Origin of the sequence: Klebsiella sp. RC2, assembly GCF_014192815.1 — a bacterium.
In the GTDB taxonomy this organism is placed as follows: Bacteria; Pseudomonadota; Gammaproteobacteria; order Enterobacterales; family Enterobacteriaceae; genus Klebsiella; species Klebsiella variicola.
In genome coordinates this window covers 170,924-189,004 of record NZ_JACHYL010000007.1, presented here as the reverse complement: position 1 = coordinate 189,004, position 18,081 = coordinate 170,924, and the positions used below count along the sequence as shown (strand labels likewise).

Below are 18,081 nucleotides of genomic sequence, written 5' to 3'. Positions count from 1 at the left end.
AAGATTAAGCGGGAATAGCTCAGTTGGTAGAGCACGACCTTGCCAAGGTCGGGGTCGCGAGTTCGAGTCTCGTTTCCCGCTCCAAAATTTGAAAGACATACCACACCAGTCGCAGTATTCAGGTTGCTACACGGTAGCTTGAATGACGATGATTAAGCGGGAATAGCTCAGTTGGTAGAGCACGACCTTGCCAAGGTCGGGGTCGCGAGTTCGAGTCTCGTTTCCCGCTCCAAATTTTCTTCCATCTCTTATTTATCCACAGTGCAATCCAGCGCCGGGGATGATTTTCATTTGATATCCAGAAATACTGTGAACAGAGTTATCCACAGGTTGTCGTTCCGTCTTTGACGGCGTAAATGCTTCGCTTTGTAAATAGTATCTTTATATACCATTGAAATTTAACAATTAAATTTCATTTCGAAATGTTAATCCGATCACTTGACCTCGGTCTGCGCCTTGAAACGCAATGTGTTTTAGATTTTATTCACAGCCTGTGAATGAATCAGGCGTCGCGCGGCAAGCCTTTCTCTACTACCCTGACCAGACGTAATTTTTTCGGCAGTTGTACTTCGACGGCGTCGGCGTTCCGCTTGTTTATTTGCTCAGCGATAGCCCATTCGATGTGCTCGTCGAGAAGCGGGTGCTCACCCCGGCGACTCTCCAGCGCGCGAAGATGGGCTTCATCCCAGGGCGCATTGCCCAGCGCGACGGCGATATTGCGCAGCCAGCGCAGGTGGCCAATGCGACGAATCGCCGACCCTTCGGTTACCTTCAGAAACCACGCTTCGCTCCAGGCGAACAGCTCCACCAGCGGTGGCGCATGCAACGCTTTGCGTGGACTGAAATCCTCTTCATCGGTGAGCTGTGAGAAACGGTTCCACGGACAGATCAACTGACAATCATCACAACCGTAAATACGGTTGCCGATAAGCGGACGGAACTCCTCCGGGATAGAGCCTTCCAGTTCAATGGTGAGATAGGAGATGCAGCGCCGGGCGTCGACGGTGTAGGGCTCAACGATGGCGCCGGTGGGGCAGATGGTCATGCAGGCGACGCAGCGTCCGCACTCCTCCGCAACCGGGCTGTCGACCGGTAGAGGCAGATCGATCAGCAGTTCGCCGAGGAAAAAGAATGATCCCGCGTCGCGGCTTAAGATAAGTGAGTGCTTACCTGTCCAGCCAAGGCCCGCTTTTTCTGCGATTGGCCGCTCCAGGATAGGCGCGGAATCGACAAAAGGTCTAAAATTGAGCGAAGCACACTGTTCCTGAATCTTCTCCCCCAGTTTTTTCAGGCGATTACGTAGCAGCTTATGATAATCACGCCCGAGGGCATAACGGCTGACGTAACCCAGTGCGGGATCTTTCAGGGTGCGGGCAAAGGCGGCGTTGGCGGGCAGATAGTTCATCCGCACGCTGATAACGCGTAACGTACCGGGCAGCAGTTCGTGGGGACGGGCGCGCATCATACCGTGACGGGCCATCCACTCCATTTCGCCGTGGTATTGTTTATCCAGCCATGCCTGCAGTTTGGGTTCACTAGCGCTGAGGTCGGTATCGGCGATACCCACCTGCTGGAACCCGAGCTCTGTGCCCCACTGTTTGATTTGTTGCGCTAACTGAACGAGATCGAGGGGCTGTGACATGATGGACCATACAATGACGAAAAACCCTGACAGTATACCATACAACATTTGGCCTGCGGAGGCGCTGCGCCTGGCCGAACGAGAGGCGGCGGACAGCCTGGGGCTGACGCTGTTCGAACTGATGCAGCGCGCGGGCGAGGCGGCCTTTCAGCTGGCCAGCCGCGCTTATCCCGCCAGCGCGCACTGGCTGATCCTCTGCGGACATGGCAACAACGGCGGCGACGGATATGTTGTCGCGCGTCTGGCACAGGCCGCGGGGCGGCGGGTGACGCTGCTGGCGGTAGAGAGTGACAGCCCGCTGCCGGAAGAGGCGCAGGCGGCGCGGGAGGCGTGGCTTAACGCCGGCGGCGTGATCCATGCGGCGACTATCCCGTGGCCCGACGATATCTCACTGATTATTGATGGCCTGCTCGGCACCGGTCTGCGCAGTGCGCCGCGCGATCCCGTCGCGGCGCTCATCCACCAGGCGAACCACCACCCGGCGCCGGTGGTGGCGCTGGATATCCCTTCCGGCCTGAATGCGCAGACCGGCGCGACCCCAGGTGCAGTGGTTCAGGCCGACCACACCCTGACCTTTATCGCCCTCAAACCCGGGCTGCTGACCGGCAAGGCGCGGGATGTCGTCGGGCATCTCCATCATCATGCCCTTGGGCTCGAGCGCTGGCTCGCCGGGCAAAGTACTCCCCTGACGCGGTTTTGCGCCGCCCACCTCGCCGACTGGCTGCCGCCGCGGCGGGCCACCTCCCATAAGGGCGATCACGGCAAGCTGGTGATTGTCGGCGGCGATCGCGGCACAGCAGGCGCTATCCGTATGTGCGGTGAAGCGGCCCTACGCAGCGGTGCAGGGCTGGTGCGAGTGCTTACTCACCCGGAGAACGTGGCGCCCATTGTCACCGTGCGGCCGGAATTAATGGTAGATGAACTGACGCCCCAGACCCTGAAAGCCGCGCTGGAATGGGCTGATGTGGTGGCGATTGGCCCGGGTCTGGGGCAGCGCGAATGGGGGCGCAGCGCCCTGCGCACGGTGGAAAGTTTTAACAAACCGATGGTCTGGGACGCTGACGCGCTGAACCTGCTGGCATTCAATCCCGATAAACGTCACAATCGCGTGTTAACGCCGCACCCCGGCGAAGCGGCCCGTCTGCTGAACGTTAGCGTGGCAGAAATTGAAAGCGATCGCTTACTTTCTGCGCAGCGTCTGGTAAAACGGTATGGTGGCGTGGTTGTGCTGAAAGGCGCAGGCACGGTGGTGGCCAGTGAAAGCGGGGCGATGGGCATTATCGATGCCGGCAATGCCGGGATGGCCAGCGGCGGGATGGGCGATGTGCTTACCGGCATTATTGCCGCATTGTTAGGACAGCACCTGACGCCGTATGATGCAGCCTGTGCCGGGTGCGTCGCTCATGGCGATGCCGCCGACCGGGTGGCCGCTCGCGAGGGCACCCGCGGTATGCTGGCGACCGATCTCTTTTCCACGCTCAGGCGTGTTGTTAACCCGGATGTGATTGACGTAGACCATGATTAACCGAGTGATTCCTTTACCCGATGAGCAGGCCACGCTGGCCCTTGGCGACCGCATCGCGCAGGCCTGTACCGGCGCCACCGTGATTTATCTGTATGGTGATTTAGGCGCGGGGAAAACGACCTTCAGCCGCGGATTTTTGCAGGCGCTCGGTCACCGCGGCAATGTCAAAAGCCCAACCTATACCCTGGTGGAGCCGTATACCCTCGAGAATCTGATGGTATATCACTTCGATCTCTACCGACTGGCGGATCCTGAGGAGCTCGAATTTATGGGGATCCGTGATTATTTTGCCGACGATGCCATCTGCCTGGTGGAATGGCCGCAGCAAGGCGCAGGTGTCCTGCCTGACCCGGATGTTGAAATTCACCTTGATTACCAGGCACAAGGGCGTGAGGCGCGTATTACCGCGATCTCCTCACGGGGTGAATCTTTACTGGCGCGTTTAGCCATTTAGCCTGAAGGATGACGGGATGAAGTATCGCATAACCACCTGGCTTGCCGCTGCGCTAATGCTGTCGAGTCTTCACGCCACTGCGGCGAGTTTATCCGATATCCAGGTCTCTAACGGAGACCAGCAGGCCCGTATTACCCTAAGTTTTGTCGGTGAGCCGGAGTACTCCTTTACCCCACAGGGTAAACGTCTGGTCGCGCTGGATATCAAGCAGACCGGCGTATTGCAGGGACTACCGCTGCAGTTTAGCGGCAGCAACCTGGTGAAGAGTATTCGCGCCGGTACGCCGCAGGATACGCAGACGCTGCGTCTGCTGGTGGATTTGACGGAAGATGGTAAAACGCGAGCGGTGAAGCAGCAGAATGGGGCGAATTACACGGTGGTCTTTACCATCAACGCCGACGCACCGCCGCCACCGCCACCGCCGCCTGTGGTGGTGAAACGGGCTGACCCGCCGCCAGTGATGCCTTCCCGGACGGCGACGTCAGGGCGTAACCCGTTCAGCTCGTCGGGTCATGAACGGCAGACGGCGATGACCTCCTCCCAGCCGGCAATGACCAACAATCAGACCGTGACTCGCCCGGCGGCCCGTACGGTGTCGGCGGATGATAAGGTGATTATCGCCATCGATGCCGGACACGGCGGTCAGGATCCTGGCGCAATTGGTCCGAATGGCACCAAAGAGAAGAACGTCACTATCGCTATCGCGCGCAAGCTGCGGGCGTTACTGAACGCCGATCCGCAGTTTAAGCCGGTGCTGACCCGCGACGGAGATTACTTTATTTCGGTGATGGGCCGCTCTGACGTAGCGCGTAAGCAAAACGCCAACTTCCTCGTCTCTATCCATGCTGATGCCGCGCCAAACCGCGATGCGACCGGCGCCTCGGTGTGGGTGCTCTCGAACCGTCGCGCCAACAGCGAAATGGCCGGTTGGCTCGAGCAGCATGAGAAGCAGTCTGAACTGCTCGGCGGGGCAGGCGACGTGCTGGCGAACAGCCAGGCCGACCCCTACCTGAGCCAGGCGGTGCTGGATCTGCAGTTCGGTCATTCCCAGCGCGTCGGCTACGATGTGGCGACCAACGTGCTGAGCCAGCTGCAGCGCATTGGCAACCTGCACAAACGCCGCCCGGAGCATGCCAGCCTCGGTGTATTGCGCTCGCCGGATATCCCGTCGATCCTCGTGGAAACGGGCTTTATCAGTAACAACGGTGAAGAGCGGCTGCTGGGGAGCGATGATTACCAGGAGCAGATTGCGGAGGCGATTTATAACGGCCTGCGCAACTACTTTATGCAGCATCCGCTGCAGTCGGCGCCTCGCGGCGAGGCGGCGCAGACCGCCAGCGCCGCAGCGCCAGGCGGGATGTTGATTAACTAAGGAGCAGGGGATGCCGATTCAGGTTCTGCCGCCGCAGCTCGCCAACCAGATTGCCGCCGGCGAAGTGGTGGAGCGGCCCGCGTCGGTGGTGAAAGAGCTGGTTGAGAACAGCCTTGATGCTGGCGCTACGCGGATTGACATTGATATCGAACGCGGCGGCGCGAAGCTCATTCGCATCCGCGATAACGGCAGTGGCATCAAAAAAGACGAGCTGGCGTTGGCCCTGGCCCGTCATGCGACCAGCAAGATCGCCTCGCTTGACGATCTGGAGGCGATTATCAGCCTCGGCTTTCGCGGCGAAGCGCTGGCCAGTATCAGTTCGGTGGCGCGCTTAACGCTGACTTCGCGCACGGCGGAGCAGCAGGAAGCCTGGCAGGCTTATGCCGAAGGCCGCGATCAGGCGGTAACGGTGAAGCCGGCGGCGCACCCGGTCGGCACCACCCTGGAAGTCCTCGATCTGTTCTACAACACGCCGGCGCGGCGCAAATTTATGCGCACCGAAAAAACCGAGTTCGGCCACATTGACGAGGTGGTGCGCCGCATTGCGCTGGCGCGCTTCGACGTCACCATTAACCTCAACCATAACGGTAAGGTGATACGACAGTATCGGGCAGTGGCGCAGGATGGCCAGCGGGAGCGGCGGCTGGGAACCATTTGCGGCGCCGCTTTTCTCGAACATGCGCTGGCGATCGAGTGGCAGCATGGCGATCTGACCCTGCGCGGCTGGGTTGCCGATCCGCTCCATACCACCCCGGCGCTGGCGGAAATTCAGTACTGTTACGTCAACGGCCGGATGATGCGCGACCGGCTGATCAATCATGCTATCCGCCAGGCCTGTGAAGACAAGCTGGGCGCCGATCAGCAGCCGGCGTTTGTGCTGTATCTGGAGATCGATCCCCATCAGGTGGATGTGAACGTCCATCCGGCCAAGCATGAGGTGCGTTTCCATCAGTCTCGCCTGGTGCATGACTTTATCTACCAGGGCGTACTGAGCGTGCTGCAGCAGCAGCTTGATGCGCCGCTGGCGGAAAAAGACGACCCGCCGACGCCGCGCCAGATGCCGGAGAACCGCATCGCCGCAGGCGGCAACCAGTTTGCTCGGCCGTCGGAAGCGCGTGAAGCGGCAACCCGATTCAGCATCACATCGTCGCGTGAGCCGGCTGCCTCCGGCGGCAGTTCTGGCGGCGCGAGCTGGCCGCATGCGCAGCCCGGTTACCAGAAGCAGCAGGGCGCGCTTTATCGTCAGTTGCTCGACACGCCCGCCGCTCCGCGACCCGCGCAGCCGTCCGCCGCCCCGGCGGAACTGGCTGGTCACAGTCAGAGTTTTGGCAGAGTGCTGACGATTGTCGGCGGCGATTGCGCGCTGCTGGAGCGCGAGGGCAGTCTGGCGCTGCTGTCGTTGACCGTTGCCGAGCGCTGGCTGCGCCAGGCGCAGTTGACGCCGGGTACGGAAGCGGTATGTGCCCAGCCGCTGCTGATCCCGTTGCGGTTAAAAGTCACGGAAGGGGAGAAGCGGGCGCTGGCCGCTGCGCAGTCGGCGCTGACGCAGTTGGGGATCGAGCTTCATACCGATGCCCTGCACGTGACGGTGCGCGCGGTCCCTTTACCCTTAAGACAACAAAATTTACAAATCTTGATTCCTGAACTGATAGGCTACCTGGCGCAGCAAAACGCATTCGACGTCGGCAACATCGCCCAATGGATGGCGCGTAATCTGACGAGCGAACAGGCGTCATGGAATATGGCGCAGGCGATTGCGCTGCTGGCGGACGTCGAACGTCTTTGCCCGCAGCTGGTGAAAACGCCGCCGGGTGGCCTGTTACAACCTGTAGATCTCCATTCGGCGATGAATGCCCTGAAAGATGAATGATGTAACCGAGGCGAGCCTGCCCAAGGCAATTTTTTTAATGGGCCCGACGGCCTCAGGTAAAACCGCGCTGGCGATAGCCTTACGTAAAGTTTTGCCAGTAGAGTTGATTAGTGTTGATTCCGCCCTCATTTATCGGGGAATGGATATTGGCACTGCCAAACCGGATGCCGCGGAGCTTAGCGCTGCGCCGCACCGGCTGCTGGATATTTTGGATCCCGCAGAAGCCTATTCCGCGGCTGATTTTCGCCGCGACGCGCTGGCGGCGATGGCCGATATTGTCGCCGCCGGGCGTATTCCGCTGTTAGTCGGCGGAACGATGTTGTATTTCAAAGCGTTGCTGGAAGGATTGTCGCCCTTACCGTCGGCTGACCCAGAGGTCAGAGCGCGGATTGAGCAGCAGGCCGCAGAGCAGGGGTGGAACGCGTTACATCAGCAATTACAGGAAATTGATCCCGTGGCTGCTGCGCGTATTCATCCAAATGATCCGCAAAGGCTTTCCCGGGCACTGGAAGTTTTTTTCATTTCGGGTAAAACTTTAACGGAACTGACGCAAACGTCAGGAGACGCTCTGCCATATCTGGTGCATCAGTTCGCCATCGCCCCGGCGAGCCGTGAACTGCTCCATCAACGCATAGAACAGCGTTTTCATCAGATGTTAGCTTCAGGTTTTGAAGCAGAAGTACGGGCGCTTTTTGCCCGCGGAGATTTGCATACGGATATGCCTTCCATCCGTTGTGTTGGATACCGCCAGATGTGGTCATACCTCAATGGCGAGATCCCTTATGATGAGATGGTTTATCGAGGTGTTTGCGCCACGAGACAGTTAGCCAAACGTCAGGTCACCTGGCTGCGCGGTTGGGAAGGTGTGCACTGGTTAGACAGTGAACAACCTGAACAAGCGCTCAACAAAGTATTACAGGTTGTTGGTGCGAGCCAGAACTGAACGTGTACAATTGAACGGTATCGTGCGTAATTTTTTTTAAGAATCGTAAGGTTCTGAGTACAAAACAAGCATACATATAAGGAAAAGAGAGAATGGCTAAGGGGCAATCTTTACAAGATCCGTTCCTGAACGCTTTGCGTCGGGAACGCGTTCCGGTTTCTATTTATTTGGTGAATGGTATCAAGCTGCAAGGGCAAATTGAGTCTTTCGATCAGTTCGTGATCCTGTTGAAGAACACGGTCAGCCAGATGGTCTATAAGCACGCAATTTCTACTGTTGTCCCGTCTCGCCCGGTGTCTCACCACAGCAATAATGCTGGCGGCGGTTCCAGTAACTATCACCACGGTGGTAGCGCGCAGGGCTCTTCTGCGCCGCAACAAGACAGCGACGACGCCGAATAAGGCCAGTGCTGTTTTTCCACGCCGGGGAGCCAGGTTTTCTGTGTTCCCCGCTGGTATTTTATAAGGGGTTTACGCTTGTTTGACCGTTATGACGCCGGTGAGCAGGCGGTACTGGTACACATCTATTTTTCGCAAGACAAAGATATGGAAGATCTCCAGGAGTTTGAAACTCTGGCCTCTTCCGCCGGTGTCGAAGCAATGCAGGTGATTACCGGTAGCCGTAAAGCACCGCACCCGAAGTATTTTGTTGGTGAAGGTAAGGCAGTCGAAATTGCGGAAGCCGTTAAAGCGACCGGCGCGTCGGTCGTGCTCTTCGATCATGCCCTGAGTCCGGCGCAAGAACGCAACCTGGAACGTCTGTGCGAATGCCGGGTTATCGATCGCACCGGTCTTATTTTAGATATTTTCGCCCAGCGCGCGCGCACCCATGAAGGGAAACTGCAGGTTGAGCTGGCGCAGTTGCGCCATATGGCAACCCGTCTCGTCCGCGGCTGGACCCACCTTGAAAGACAGAAAGGCGGGATTGGTTTGCGTGGCCCGGGTGAAACCCAGCTCGAAACCGACCGTCGTTTATTGCGTAACCGCATCATGCAGATCCTGTCGCGACTGGAAAAAGTTGAGAAACAGCGTGAGCAGGGGCGGCGGTCGCGCGCGAAAGCCGATATTCCAACCGTGTCGCTGGTGGGCTACACCAACGCCGGAAAATCAACGCTCTTTAACCAGATCACCGCTGCCGAGGTCTATGCCGCGAACCAGCTGTTCGCCACCCTGGACCCGACGCTGCGCCGCATTGACGTCCCTGACGTCGGCGAAACGGTACTGGCCGATACCGTCGGCTTTATTCGCCATCTGCCGCACGATCTGGTAGCCGCGTTTAAAGCGACGTTGCAGGAGACGCGTCAGGCGACGCTGCTGCTGCATGTGATTGACGCGGCGGATGTCCGTGTGCAGGAAAACATTGATGCGGTAAATACGGTTCTCGCTGAGATTGAAGCCGATGAGATCCCCGCGCTGATGGTGATGAACAAAATCGACATGCTTGACGATTTTGAACCGCGCATCGATCGCGACGATGAAAATAAACCGATTCGGGTCTGGCTTTCAGCCCAGACCGGGGTTGGCGTACCACTGCTTTTTCAGGCATTAACGGAACGTCTTTCCGGTGAAGTGGCCCAGCATACGCTGCGCTTACCGCCGAAAGAAGGGCGACTGAGAAGCCGTTTCTATCAGCTTCAGGCGATAGAAAAAGAGTGGATGGAGGATGACGGCAGCGTGAGTCTGCAGGTGCGCATGCCGATCGTTGACTGGCGGCGCCTCTGTAAGCAAGAGCCAACGCTTGTTGACTATGTGGTTTAACCTTGCAGCTTGCCTGAAGATATTGACCCCTGTGGGGATATCAAAAACAAATATGGAGCATATACATGGCGTGGAATCAGCCCGGTAATAACGGACAGGACCGCGACCCGTGGGGGAGCAGCAAACCTGGCGGCAACTCTGAGGGAAATGGCAACAAAGGTGGTCGCGAGCAGGGGCCGCCGGATCTGGATGATATCTTCCGCAAGTTAAGTAAAAAACTTGGCGGGCTCGGCGGCGGCAAGGGCGGACTGGGCGGTGGTAATAACGCGCAGACCCCTCGCGGACCGATGGGCGGGCGTATTGTCGGCATCGTTGCCGCGGCGGCAGTGATTATCTGGGCGGCCAGCGGTTTTTATACCATTAAAGAAGCCGAACGCGGCGTCGTGACCCGTTTTGGTAAGTTCAGCCATCTGGTTGAGCCAGGCCTGAACTGGAAACCGACCTTTATCGATAACGTTCAGGCGGTGAACGTGGAGTCGGTACGTGAACTGGCCGCTTCCGGCGTCATGCTGACCTCTGACGAAAACGTCGTGCGCGTTGAGATGAACGTGCAGTACCGCGTCACCGATCCGGAACGCTATCTGTTTAGCGTTACCAGCGCGGATGACAGTCTGCGTCAGGCGACTGACAGCGCGCTGCGCGGCGTGATCGGCAAATACACCATGGATCGCATTCTGACCGAAGGTCGTACCGTGATCCGTAGCGATACCCAGCGCGAGCTGGAAGAGACTATCCGCCCGTACAACATGGGGATCACCCTGCTGGACGTCAACTTCCAGACGGCACGTCCGCCGGAAGAGGTGAAGGCGGCGTTTGACGATGCCATTGCCGCGCGTGAGAACGAGCAGCAGTACATCCGTGAAGCGGAAGCTTATACCAACGAAGTACAGCCGCGGGCGAATGGCCAGGCGCAGCGTATCCTTGAAGAGGCGCGTGCCTACAAGACCCAGACCGTCCTGGAAGCCCAGGGTGAAGTGGCTCGCTTTGCTAAGCTCCTGCCGGAATACAAAGCCGCGCCGGAAATTACCCGCGAGCGTCTGTATATCGAAACCATGGAAAAAGTGCTGAGCCACACCCGCAAAGTGCTGGTCAATGACAGCAAAAACGGCAATCTGATGGTTCTGCCGCTTGACCAGATGCTGAAAGGCGCCGCTGCGCCGGCAGCAAAGAGCGATAGCAGTGACGCCAGCGATCTGCTGCGTCTGCCACCTGCATCCAGCACAGGCAGCGCCAGCACCTCATCAACCTCGAGCTCAACCGGGGGTAGCATTATGGACCAACGCCGCGCTAACGCGCAGCGTAACGACTACCAGCGTCAGGGGGAATAACGATGCGTAAATCTGTTATCGCGATCATTGTCATCGTGCTGGTAGTGCTCTACATGTCAGTCTTTGTCGTAAAGGAAGGCGAGCGCGGGATTACGCTGCGTTTCGGTAAAGTTCTGCGCGACGACGAAAACAAGCCGCTGGTGTATGCGCCGGGCCTGCACTTCAAGATCCCGTTTATCGAATCGGTGAAGATGCTGGATGCGCGTATCCAGACCATGGACAACCAGGCTGACCGTTTTGTGACCAAAGAGAAAAAAGACCTGATCGTCGACTCCTATATCAAGTGGCGCATCAGTGACTTCAGCCGTTACTACCTGGCAACCGGCGGCGGCGACGTCTCCCAGGCCGAGGTGCTGCTGAAGCGTAAATTCTCTGACCGTCTGCGTTCTGAAATTGGTCGTCTGGATGTGAAAGACATCGTCACCGACTCCCGTGGCCGCCTGACGCTGGAAGTGCGCGATGCGCTGAACTCGGGTTCTGCTGGCACGGAAGACGAGGTCAGCACCCCGGCGGCTGATGACGCTATCGCCAAAGCCGCTGAGCGGGTGGAAGCGGAAACCAACGGCAAAGTGCAGGTGATCAACCCGAACAGTATGGCGGCGCTGGGTATCGAAGTTGTCGACGTGCGTATCAAACAGATCAACCTGCCGGCAGAAGTGTCGGAAGCGATTTATAACCGTATGCGCGCGGAGCGTGAAGCGGTTGCTCGTCGCCACCGTTCACAGGGTCAGGAAGAAGCTGAGAAACTGCGCGCGACCGCAGACTACGAAGTCACCAAGACGCTGGCGGAAGCCGAGCGCCAGGGTCGTATCCTGCGTGGTGAAGGTGATGCTGAATCGGCAAAACTGTTTGCCGACGCGTTCAGCCAGGATCCAGGCTTCTACTCCTTTATCCGTAGCCTGCGCGCCTATGAGAAGAGCTTCCAGAGCAACCAGGATGTGATGGTCCTGAGCCCGGACAGCGATTTCTTCCGCTATATGCGTTCACCGGATTCGGCGCGTAAATAAGCCGCAGAGGGTGTAAGCCTGAAGTGCTAACGCGAAAAGGCGCCTGTTTCAGGCGCCTTTTTTCATACTGCGGGGGCGTGAATTAGTTGCCGAGCAGTTTGTTCAGCAGGCCACCGATCACCGGCAGGCTCGCCAGCGCACTTTCGATGGTGCCACCGATAGTCGACCCAACGCTTTCGCCCAGGGTTTTGCCCAGGTCTGGCGCCAGGTCGGCCAGATTGAGGGTGCCAATCAGCGGCAGGTTGATGCTCAGGGCATCGGTACCCATCGTCCATGCGGCGGCGCCGACCTTGCTGCCTAAGGAAGCCAGGCCATCCTGTAACCAGCCTGCGCCGCTCACATTTTCGATTTCAAACGCGGTTAATTCTCTCATGATAATCTTCCTGATTATGTAGACGTACCGGGTTGTAGTACGCGACGGCATATTTACAATTTAAAAAATATGGAGCAATACAATTAGTTGTGAATTTTGTTTCACCTTGCCAGTTCATAATGAAGATGAAATACGGGACAATATGAAATGAGTGAATGAATTCACCATGCTGGCCGATGACGCCCGCGAGGGCGACGATAATACTTTTCAATTAGGGTTGATAATGAACTCCACCATTTGGCTGGCGCTGGCGCTGGTTTTAGTACTCGAAGGGCTCGGCCCGCTGCTCTATCCTCGCGCCTGGCGCAAAATGGTCGCCAGCCTGAGCCAGTTACCGGATAATTTATTGCGCCGCTTTGGCGGCGGACTTGTGGTTGCAGGGATTGTGATCTACTACATGTTGAGGAAATCGATTGGCTGATCAAAAAGTGGTCGGATTTGCCTTATTTTGGATGCAAAAAGTGCTGTAACTCTGAAAAAGCGATGGTAGAATCCATTTTTAAGCAAACGGTGATTTTGAAAAATGGGTAACAACGTCGTCGTACTGGGCACCCAATGGGGTGACGAAGGTAAAGGGAAGATCGTCGATCTCCTGACAGAACGGGCTAAATATGTTGTGCGCTACCAGGGTGGCCATAACGCAGGCCATACTCTCGTAATCAACGGTGAAAAAACCGTCCTCCATCTTATTCCATCAGGTATTCTCCGTGAGAATGTAACCAGCATCATCGGTAACGGTGTTGTGCTGTCTCCGGCTGCGCTGATGAAAGAGATGAAAGGTCTGGAAGACCGTGGTATCCCTGTTCGTGAGCGTCTGCTGCTGTCCGAAGCCTGCCCGCTTATCCTCGACTATCACGTGGCGCTGGACGTCGCACGTGAGAAAGCACGCGGTGCGAAAGCTATCGGTACGACCGGTCGCGGTATCGGCCCGGCTTACGAAGATAAAGTTGCTCGTCGCGGTCTGCGCGTTGGCGACCTGTTTGATAAAGCCACCTTCGCTGACAAACTGAAAGAAGTGATGGAATATCACAACTTCCAGTTGGTGAACTTCTACAAAGCAGAAGCGGTTGACTACCAGAAAGTGCTGGACGATGTCATGGCGATTGCCGACATCCTCACCGGCATGGTCGTTGATGTTTCCGATCTGCTGGATCAGGCGCGTAAGCGCGGCGACTTCGTGATGTTCGAAGGCGCGCAGGGCACGCTGCTGGATATCGACCACGGTACCTATCCGTACGTAACTTCCTCCAACACCACCGCGGGTGGCGTGGCGACCGGTTCTGGCCTGGGTCCGCGTTATGTGGATTACGTACTGGGTATCATCAAAGCTTACTCGACTCGCGTAGGCGCGGGTCCGTTCCCGACCGAGCTGTTTGATGAAACTGGCGAGTTCCTCTGCAAGCAGGGTAACGAATTCGGCGCCACCACCGGTCGTCGTCGTCGTACCGGCTGGCTGGACGCGGTTGCAGTACGCCGCGCGGTGCAGATTAACTCCCTGTCCGGCTTCTGCCTGACTAAACTGGACGTCCTCGACGGCCTGAAAGAAGTGAAAATCTGCGTCGGCTACCGTATGCCGGACGGCCGTGAAGTGACCACCACTCCGCTGGCTGCCGACAACTGGGAAGGTATCGAGCCTATCTACGAAACCATGCCGGGCTGGTCCGAAACCACCTTTGGCGTGAAAGAGCGCAGCGGTCTGCCGCAGGCAGCGCTGAACTACATCCAGCGTATTGAAGAGCTGACCGGCGTGCCGGTGGATATCATCTCTACTGGTCCAGACCGTACCGAGACCATGATTCTGCGCGACCCGTTCGACGCGTAATCACTCTCAAGGGGCGCCGTTCGGGCGCCCTTGTTTTTGCTGTTCGCCCGCCCCATTTCAAATAAATTAGCGGCCTGAGCGCTGGCTGGTTTATCATCAATAATAATGATGTCGCTCGACATACCCTGTTTTCTTTTCCCTGAGGTTTATGTGCAGTTAACGAGTTTCACCGATTACGGATTACGCGCGCTGATTTATATGGCGTCGCTGCCGGAAGGACGCATGACCAGCATCTCGGAAGTGACCGAGGTCTATGGCGTCTCCCGTAATCATATGGTTAAAATAATCAATCAGTTAAGCCGCATGGGCTACGTGACTGCCGTGCGGGGGAAGAATGGGGGCATTCGCCTCGGTAAACCAGCAGGGCAGATCCGCGTGGGCGACGTGGTGCGCGACCTTGAACCCTTATCGCTGGTCAACTGCAGCAGCGAATTTTGCCACATTACACCAGCCTGTCGTCTGAAACAGGCGCTAGCTGAAGCCGCGCAGAGTTTTCTCAAGGAGCTGGATAACTATACGCTGGCTGATTTGGTTGAGAAGAATCAACCGCTTTATAAATTATTACTGGTGGAGTGACGCCACTCTGCCGGAGATGACAACGGAGGAACCGATATGTCACAAGATCCATTCCAGGAACGCGAAGCTGAGAAGTACGCGAATCCCATCCCGAGCCGGGAATTTATCCTCGAACATTTAACCAAACGGGAAAAGCCTGCCAGCCGCGATGAGCTGGCCATCGAGTTGAATATTGAGGGCGAAGAACAAATAGAAGCGCTGCGCCGCCGCCTGCGCGCGATGGAGCGCGACGGTCAGCTGGTCTTCACACGCCGCCAGTGCTATGCGCTGCCGGAGCGTCTTGATCTCCTCAAAGGTACCGTTATTGGCCACCGTGATGGCTATGGATTCCTGCGCGTTGAAGGGCGCAAGGACGATCTGTATCTGTCGTCAGAGCAGATGAAAACCTGTATTCACGGTGACCAGGTGCTGGCCCAGCCGCTGGGTGCGGACCGTAAGGGCCGCCGCGAGGCGCGCATCGTTCGTGTGCTGGTACCGAAAACCAGCCAGATTGTTGGCCGCTACTTCACCGACGCTGGCGTCGGCTTCGTCGTCCCGGACGACAGCCGCCTGAGCTTCGATATCCTGATCCCGCCTGAAGATATTATGGGCGCGCGGATGGGCTACGTGGTGGTGGTCGAACTGACCCAGCGCCCAACCCGCCGCACCAAAGCGGTCGGGAAAATCGTCGAAGTGCTGGGCGACAACATGGGCACCGGCATGGCCGTCGATATGGCGCTGCGTACCCATGAAATTCCTTACGTCTGGCCGCCGGCGGTGGAAAAACAAGTTTCCGGCCTCAAAGAGCAGGTGCCGGAAGAGGCGAAAGCCGGACGCGTCGATCTGCGCTCTCTGCCGCTGGTCACTATTGATGGCGAAGATGCCCGCGACTTCGATGACGCGGTGTACTGCGAGAAGAAACGCGGCGGCGGCTGGCGTCTGTGGGTGGCTATCGCCGACGTGAGCTACTATGTGCGCCCCGGTACGCCGCTGGACGGTGAAGCGCGTAGCCGCGGGACGTCGGTCTACTTCCCGTCGCAGGTGGTGCCGATGCTGCCGGAAGTGCTGTCGAACGGCCTGTGCTCGCTGAACCCGCAGGTCGATCGCCTGTGTATGGTGTGCGAGATGACGATTTCGTCAAAAGGCCGCCTGACCGGCTTTAAGTTCTATGAAGCGGTGATGAGTTCACATGCTCGCCTGACCTACACCAAAGTGTGGCATATGCTGCAGGGCGATCAGGAGCTGCGCGAACACTACGCGCCGCTGGTGAAGCATATTGAAGAGCTGCATAACCTCTACAAAGTGCTGGAGAGCGCCCGCGAAGAGCGCGGCGGTATCTCATTTGAAAGTGAAGAAGCTAAATTCATCTTCAATGCCGAACGCCGTATTGAGCGTATCGAACAGACTCAGCGTAACGATGCGCATAAGCTGATTGAAGAGTGTATGATCCTGGCGAACATCTCCGCCGCGCGTTTCGTTGAGAAAGCGCAGGAGCCGGCACTGTTCCGTATCCACGATAAGCCAAGCACCGAAGCGATTACCTCGTTCCGTACCGTGCTGGCTGAGCTGGGACTGGAGCTGCCGGGCGGCAACAAGCCGGAGCCGCGCGATTACGCCGAACTGTTGACCTCCATTGCCGATCGTCCGGATGCCGAAATGCTGCAAACGATGCTCCTGCGCTCCATGAAGCAGGCGGTCTACGATCCGGAAAACCGTGGCCACTTTGGCCTGGCACTGCAGTCATACGCCCACTTCACCTCGCCGATTCGCCGCTACCCGGATCTGTCGCTCCACCGCGCCATCAAGTATCTGCTGGCAAAAGAGCAGGGACATAAAGGGAATAGCACCGAGACCGGCGGCTGGCACTACAGCATGGAAGAGATGCTCCAGCTGGGCCAGCACTGTTCGATGACCGAGCGCCGCGCCGACGAAGCGACGCGTGAAGTGTCCGACTGGCTGAAGTGCGACTTCATGCAGGATCAGGTGGGCAACACCTTCTCCGGTGTCATCGCCAGCGTGACCGGCTTTGGCTTCTTTGTCCGCCTGAACGATCTGTTTATCGATGGTCTGGTGCATGTCTCCTCCCTGGATAACGACTATTACCGTTTTGACCAGGTTGGCCAGCGGCTGATCGGCGAGTCCGGCGGCCAGACTTATCGTCTGGGCGACCGCGTGGAAGTCCGCGTGGAAGCCGTCAACATGGATGAGCGTAAGATTGATTTCAGCCTGATTTCCAGCGAGCGTGCGCCGCGTAATGTTGGCAAAACCGCCCGTGAGAAAGCGAAAAAGAGCACCTCTGGCAAACCGGGTGGCCGTCGCCGCCAGGTGGGTAAACAGGTGAACTTCGAGCCGGATAGCGCGTTCCGCAAAGAAAAAGACCAGGCTAAAGCGAAGCCCAAAGGCGAGAAGAAAGCGAAAAAACCGTCGGCGAAAACACAGAAAATCGCCGCCGCGACCAAAGCCAAGCGCGCGGCAAAGAAGAAAATCGCCGAGTGATTGACGTCCCTTCACCCCAGCAGTCTGCTGGCGCAGAACGGGGTGAAGGGGACGGATAACAGAACCTAAAACGAGTACATCAATGAGTGAAATGATTTACGGCATCCATGCGGTGCAGGCACTGCTGGAACGCGCACCTGAGCGTTTTCAGGAAGTTTATATTCTGAAAGGCCGTGAGGATAAGCGCCTGCTGCCGCTGATCCATGCCCTGGAAGCGCAGGGCGTGGTGATTCAGGTGGCCAACCGCCAGTTCCTCGATGAGAAGAGCGAAGGCGCGGTGCATCAGGGGATCATTGCCCGCGTGAAGCCAGGACGTCAGTATCAGGAGAACGATCTGCCGGATCTGCTGGCGCAGCACGATCAGCCGTTCCTGCTGATCCTCGACGGCGTAACCGATCCGCACAACCTCGGCGCCTGCCTGCGTAGCGCTGATGCCGCTGGTGTGCATGCGGTGATCGTGCCAAAAGATCGTTCCGCTCAGCTGAATGCGACGGCGAAGAAAGTGGCCTGCGGCGCGGCGGAGAACGTCCCGCTGATCCGCGTCACCAACCTGGCGCGCACCATGCGTCTGCTGCAGGAAGCGAACGTCTGGATCGTCGGAACCGCAGGGGAAGCCGACCATACGCTGTTCCAGAGCAAAATGACCGGCCCGATGGCGCTGGTGATGGGCGCGGAAGGCGAAGGCATGCGTCGTCTGACCCGCGAACACTGTGATGAATTGATCAGCATCCCGATGGCGGGCAGCGTCTCCTCGCTGAACGTCTCGGTGGCTACCGGCATCTGTCTGTTTGAAGCAGTACGCCAGCGCAGCTAAGCTGAACCATCGACGAATCAAAAAAAAGCCATCCTCCGGGATGGCTTTTTTGTGACCGCTCTCGCGGGCGAGTATCCCTCCGGATAACCATACTTATGGCTATCGCCATTGATGGAGGGAGAC

The 18,081-nt window shown here is 57.7% G+C and carries 16 protein-coding genes and 2 tRNA genes; 16 read left to right on the top strand and 2 right to left on the bottom strand.

Going from position 1 to position 18,081, the window contains the following annotated elements:
• The first annotated feature begins 8 nt into the window (after positions 1-8).
• Both FHW76_RS20990 and FHW76_RS20985 read left to right on the top strand, forming a co-directional pair.
• A tRNA-Gly gene (locus FHW76_RS20990) sits at positions 9-84 on the top strand.
• Positions 85-156: 72 nt separating this feature from the next.
• A tRNA-Gly gene (locus tag FHW76_RS20985) sits at positions 157-232 on the top strand.
• 270 nt (positions 233-502) lie between these two features.
• Here the strand turns inward: FHW76_RS20985 and queG are convergent.
• On the bottom strand, positions 503-1,642 hold the full coding sequence (gene queG / locus FHW76_RS20980; protein WP_008807198.1) for a tRNA epoxyqueuosine(34) reductase QueG: 1,140 nt from the start codon (positions 1,640-1,642) through the stop codon (positions 503-505).
• A gap of 13 nt (positions 1,643-1,655) precedes the next feature.
• On the opposite strand from queG, the gene nnr reads away from it, so the two are divergent.
• The 9 genes from nnr to hflC all read left to right on the top strand — a co-directional run bounded on the left by nnr (position 1,656) and on the right by hflC (position 11,898).
• Positions 1,656-3,167, top strand: a complete 1,512-nt coding sequence (gene nnr / locus FHW76_RS20975; protein ID WP_023323501.1) for a bifunctional ADP-dependent NAD(P)H-hydrate dehydratase/NAD(P)H-hydrate epimerase — start codon at positions 1,656-1,658, stop codon at positions 3,165-3,167.
• Positions 3,160-3,621, top strand: coding sequence for a tRNA (adenosine(37)-N6)-threonylcarbamoyltransferase complex ATPase subunit type 1 TsaE (gene tsaE, locus FHW76_RS20970; RefSeq protein WP_012543113.1), 462 nt, complete (start codon positions 3,160-3,162; stop codon positions 3,619-3,621). The genes nnr and tsaE overlap by 8 nt, the downstream gene beginning before the upstream one ends.
• 16 nt (positions 3,622-3,637) lie before the next feature.
• A complete protein-coding gene (gene amiB / locus FHW76_RS20965; RefSeq protein ID WP_008807196.1) occupies positions 3,638-4,993 on the top strand; it encodes an N-acetylmuramoyl-L-alanine amidase AmiB in 1,356 nt (451 codons plus the stop codon).
• 10 nt (positions 4,994-5,003) lie between these two features.
• On the top strand, positions 5,004-6,863 hold the full coding sequence (gene mutL, locus FHW76_RS20960; protein ID WP_008807195.1) for a DNA mismatch repair endonuclease MutL: 1,860 nt from the start codon (positions 5,004-5,006) through the stop codon (positions 6,861-6,863).
• Positions 6,856-7,806, top strand: a complete 951-nt coding sequence (gene miaA / locus FHW76_RS20955) for a tRNA (adenosine(37)-N6)-dimethylallyltransferase MiaA (protein ID WP_183476968.1) — start codon at positions 6,856-6,858, stop codon at positions 7,804-7,806. The genes mutL and miaA overlap by 8 nt, the downstream gene beginning before the upstream one ends.
• Positions 7,807-7,898: 92 nt before the next feature.
• The gene (hfq, locus tag FHW76_RS20950) at positions 7,899-8,207 is read left to right on the top strand and encodes an RNA chaperone Hfq (protein WP_002885659.1); all 309 of its coding nucleotides are present in this window, start codon (positions 7,899-7,901) and stop codon (positions 8,205-8,207) included.
• A gap of 75 nt (positions 8,208-8,282) precedes the next feature.
• On the top strand, positions 8,283-9,563 hold the full coding sequence (hflX, locus tag FHW76_RS20945) for a ribosome rescue GTPase HflX (protein WP_008807194.1): 1,281 nt from the start codon (positions 8,283-8,285) through the stop codon (positions 9,561-9,563).
• Positions 9,564-9,628: 65 nt separating this feature from the next.
• Positions 9,629-10,891 (top strand): FtsH protease activity modulator HflK, encoded by a 1,263-nt coding sequence (hflK, locus tag FHW76_RS20940; RefSeq protein WP_012543112.1) that lies wholly within the window; start codon positions 9,629-9,631, stop codon positions 10,889-10,891.
• Positions 10,892-10,893: 2 nt separating this feature from the next.
• Positions 10,894-11,898, top strand: coding sequence for a protease modulator HflC (gene hflC / locus FHW76_RS20935; RefSeq protein WP_002885662.1), 1,005 nt, complete (start codon positions 10,894-10,896; stop codon positions 11,896-11,898).
• 82 nt (positions 11,899-11,980) lie between these two features.
• Here the strand turns inward: hflC and FHW76_RS20930 are convergent, their stop codons facing one another.
• Positions 11,981-12,271, bottom strand: a complete 291-nt coding sequence (locus FHW76_RS20930) for a hypothetical protein (protein WP_008807192.1) — start codon at positions 12,269-12,271, stop codon at positions 11,981-11,983.
• 223 nt (positions 12,272-12,494) lie between these two features.
• Between FHW76_RS20930 and FHW76_RS20925 the strand changes: the two genes are divergently transcribed.
• The 5 genes from FHW76_RS20925 to rlmB all read left to right on the top strand — a co-directional run bounded on the left by FHW76_RS20925 (position 12,495) and on the right by rlmB (position 17,958).
• A complete protein-coding gene (locus FHW76_RS20925) occupies positions 12,495-12,692 on the top strand; it encodes a DUF2065 domain-containing protein (protein WP_002885664.1) in 198 nt (65 codons plus the stop codon).
• Positions 12,693-12,794: 102 nt separating this feature from the next.
• Positions 12,795-14,093, top strand: a complete 1,299-nt coding sequence (locus FHW76_RS20920; RefSeq protein ID WP_012543110.1) for an adenylosuccinate synthase — start codon at positions 12,795-12,797, stop codon at positions 14,091-14,093.
• A gap of 150 nt (positions 14,094-14,243) precedes the next feature.
• Positions 14,244-14,669, top strand: coding sequence for a nitric oxide-sensing transcriptional repressor NsrR (nsrR, locus tag FHW76_RS20915; protein ID WP_002885667.1), 426 nt, complete (start codon positions 14,244-14,246; stop codon positions 14,667-14,669).
• 36 nt (positions 14,670-14,705) lie between these two features.
• Positions 14,706-17,144, top strand: a complete 2,439-nt coding sequence (gene rnr, locus FHW76_RS20910; RefSeq protein ID WP_008807189.1) for a ribonuclease R — start codon at positions 14,706-14,708, stop codon at positions 17,142-17,144.
• 82 nt (positions 17,145-17,226) lie between these two features.
• Entirely contained in the window at positions 17,227-17,958 is a 732-nt protein-coding gene (gene rlmB / locus FHW76_RS20905; protein ID WP_008807188.1) for a 23S rRNA (guanosine(2251)-2'-O)-methyltransferase RlmB, read from the top strand.
• Positions 17,959-18,081 lie beyond the last annotated feature (123 nt).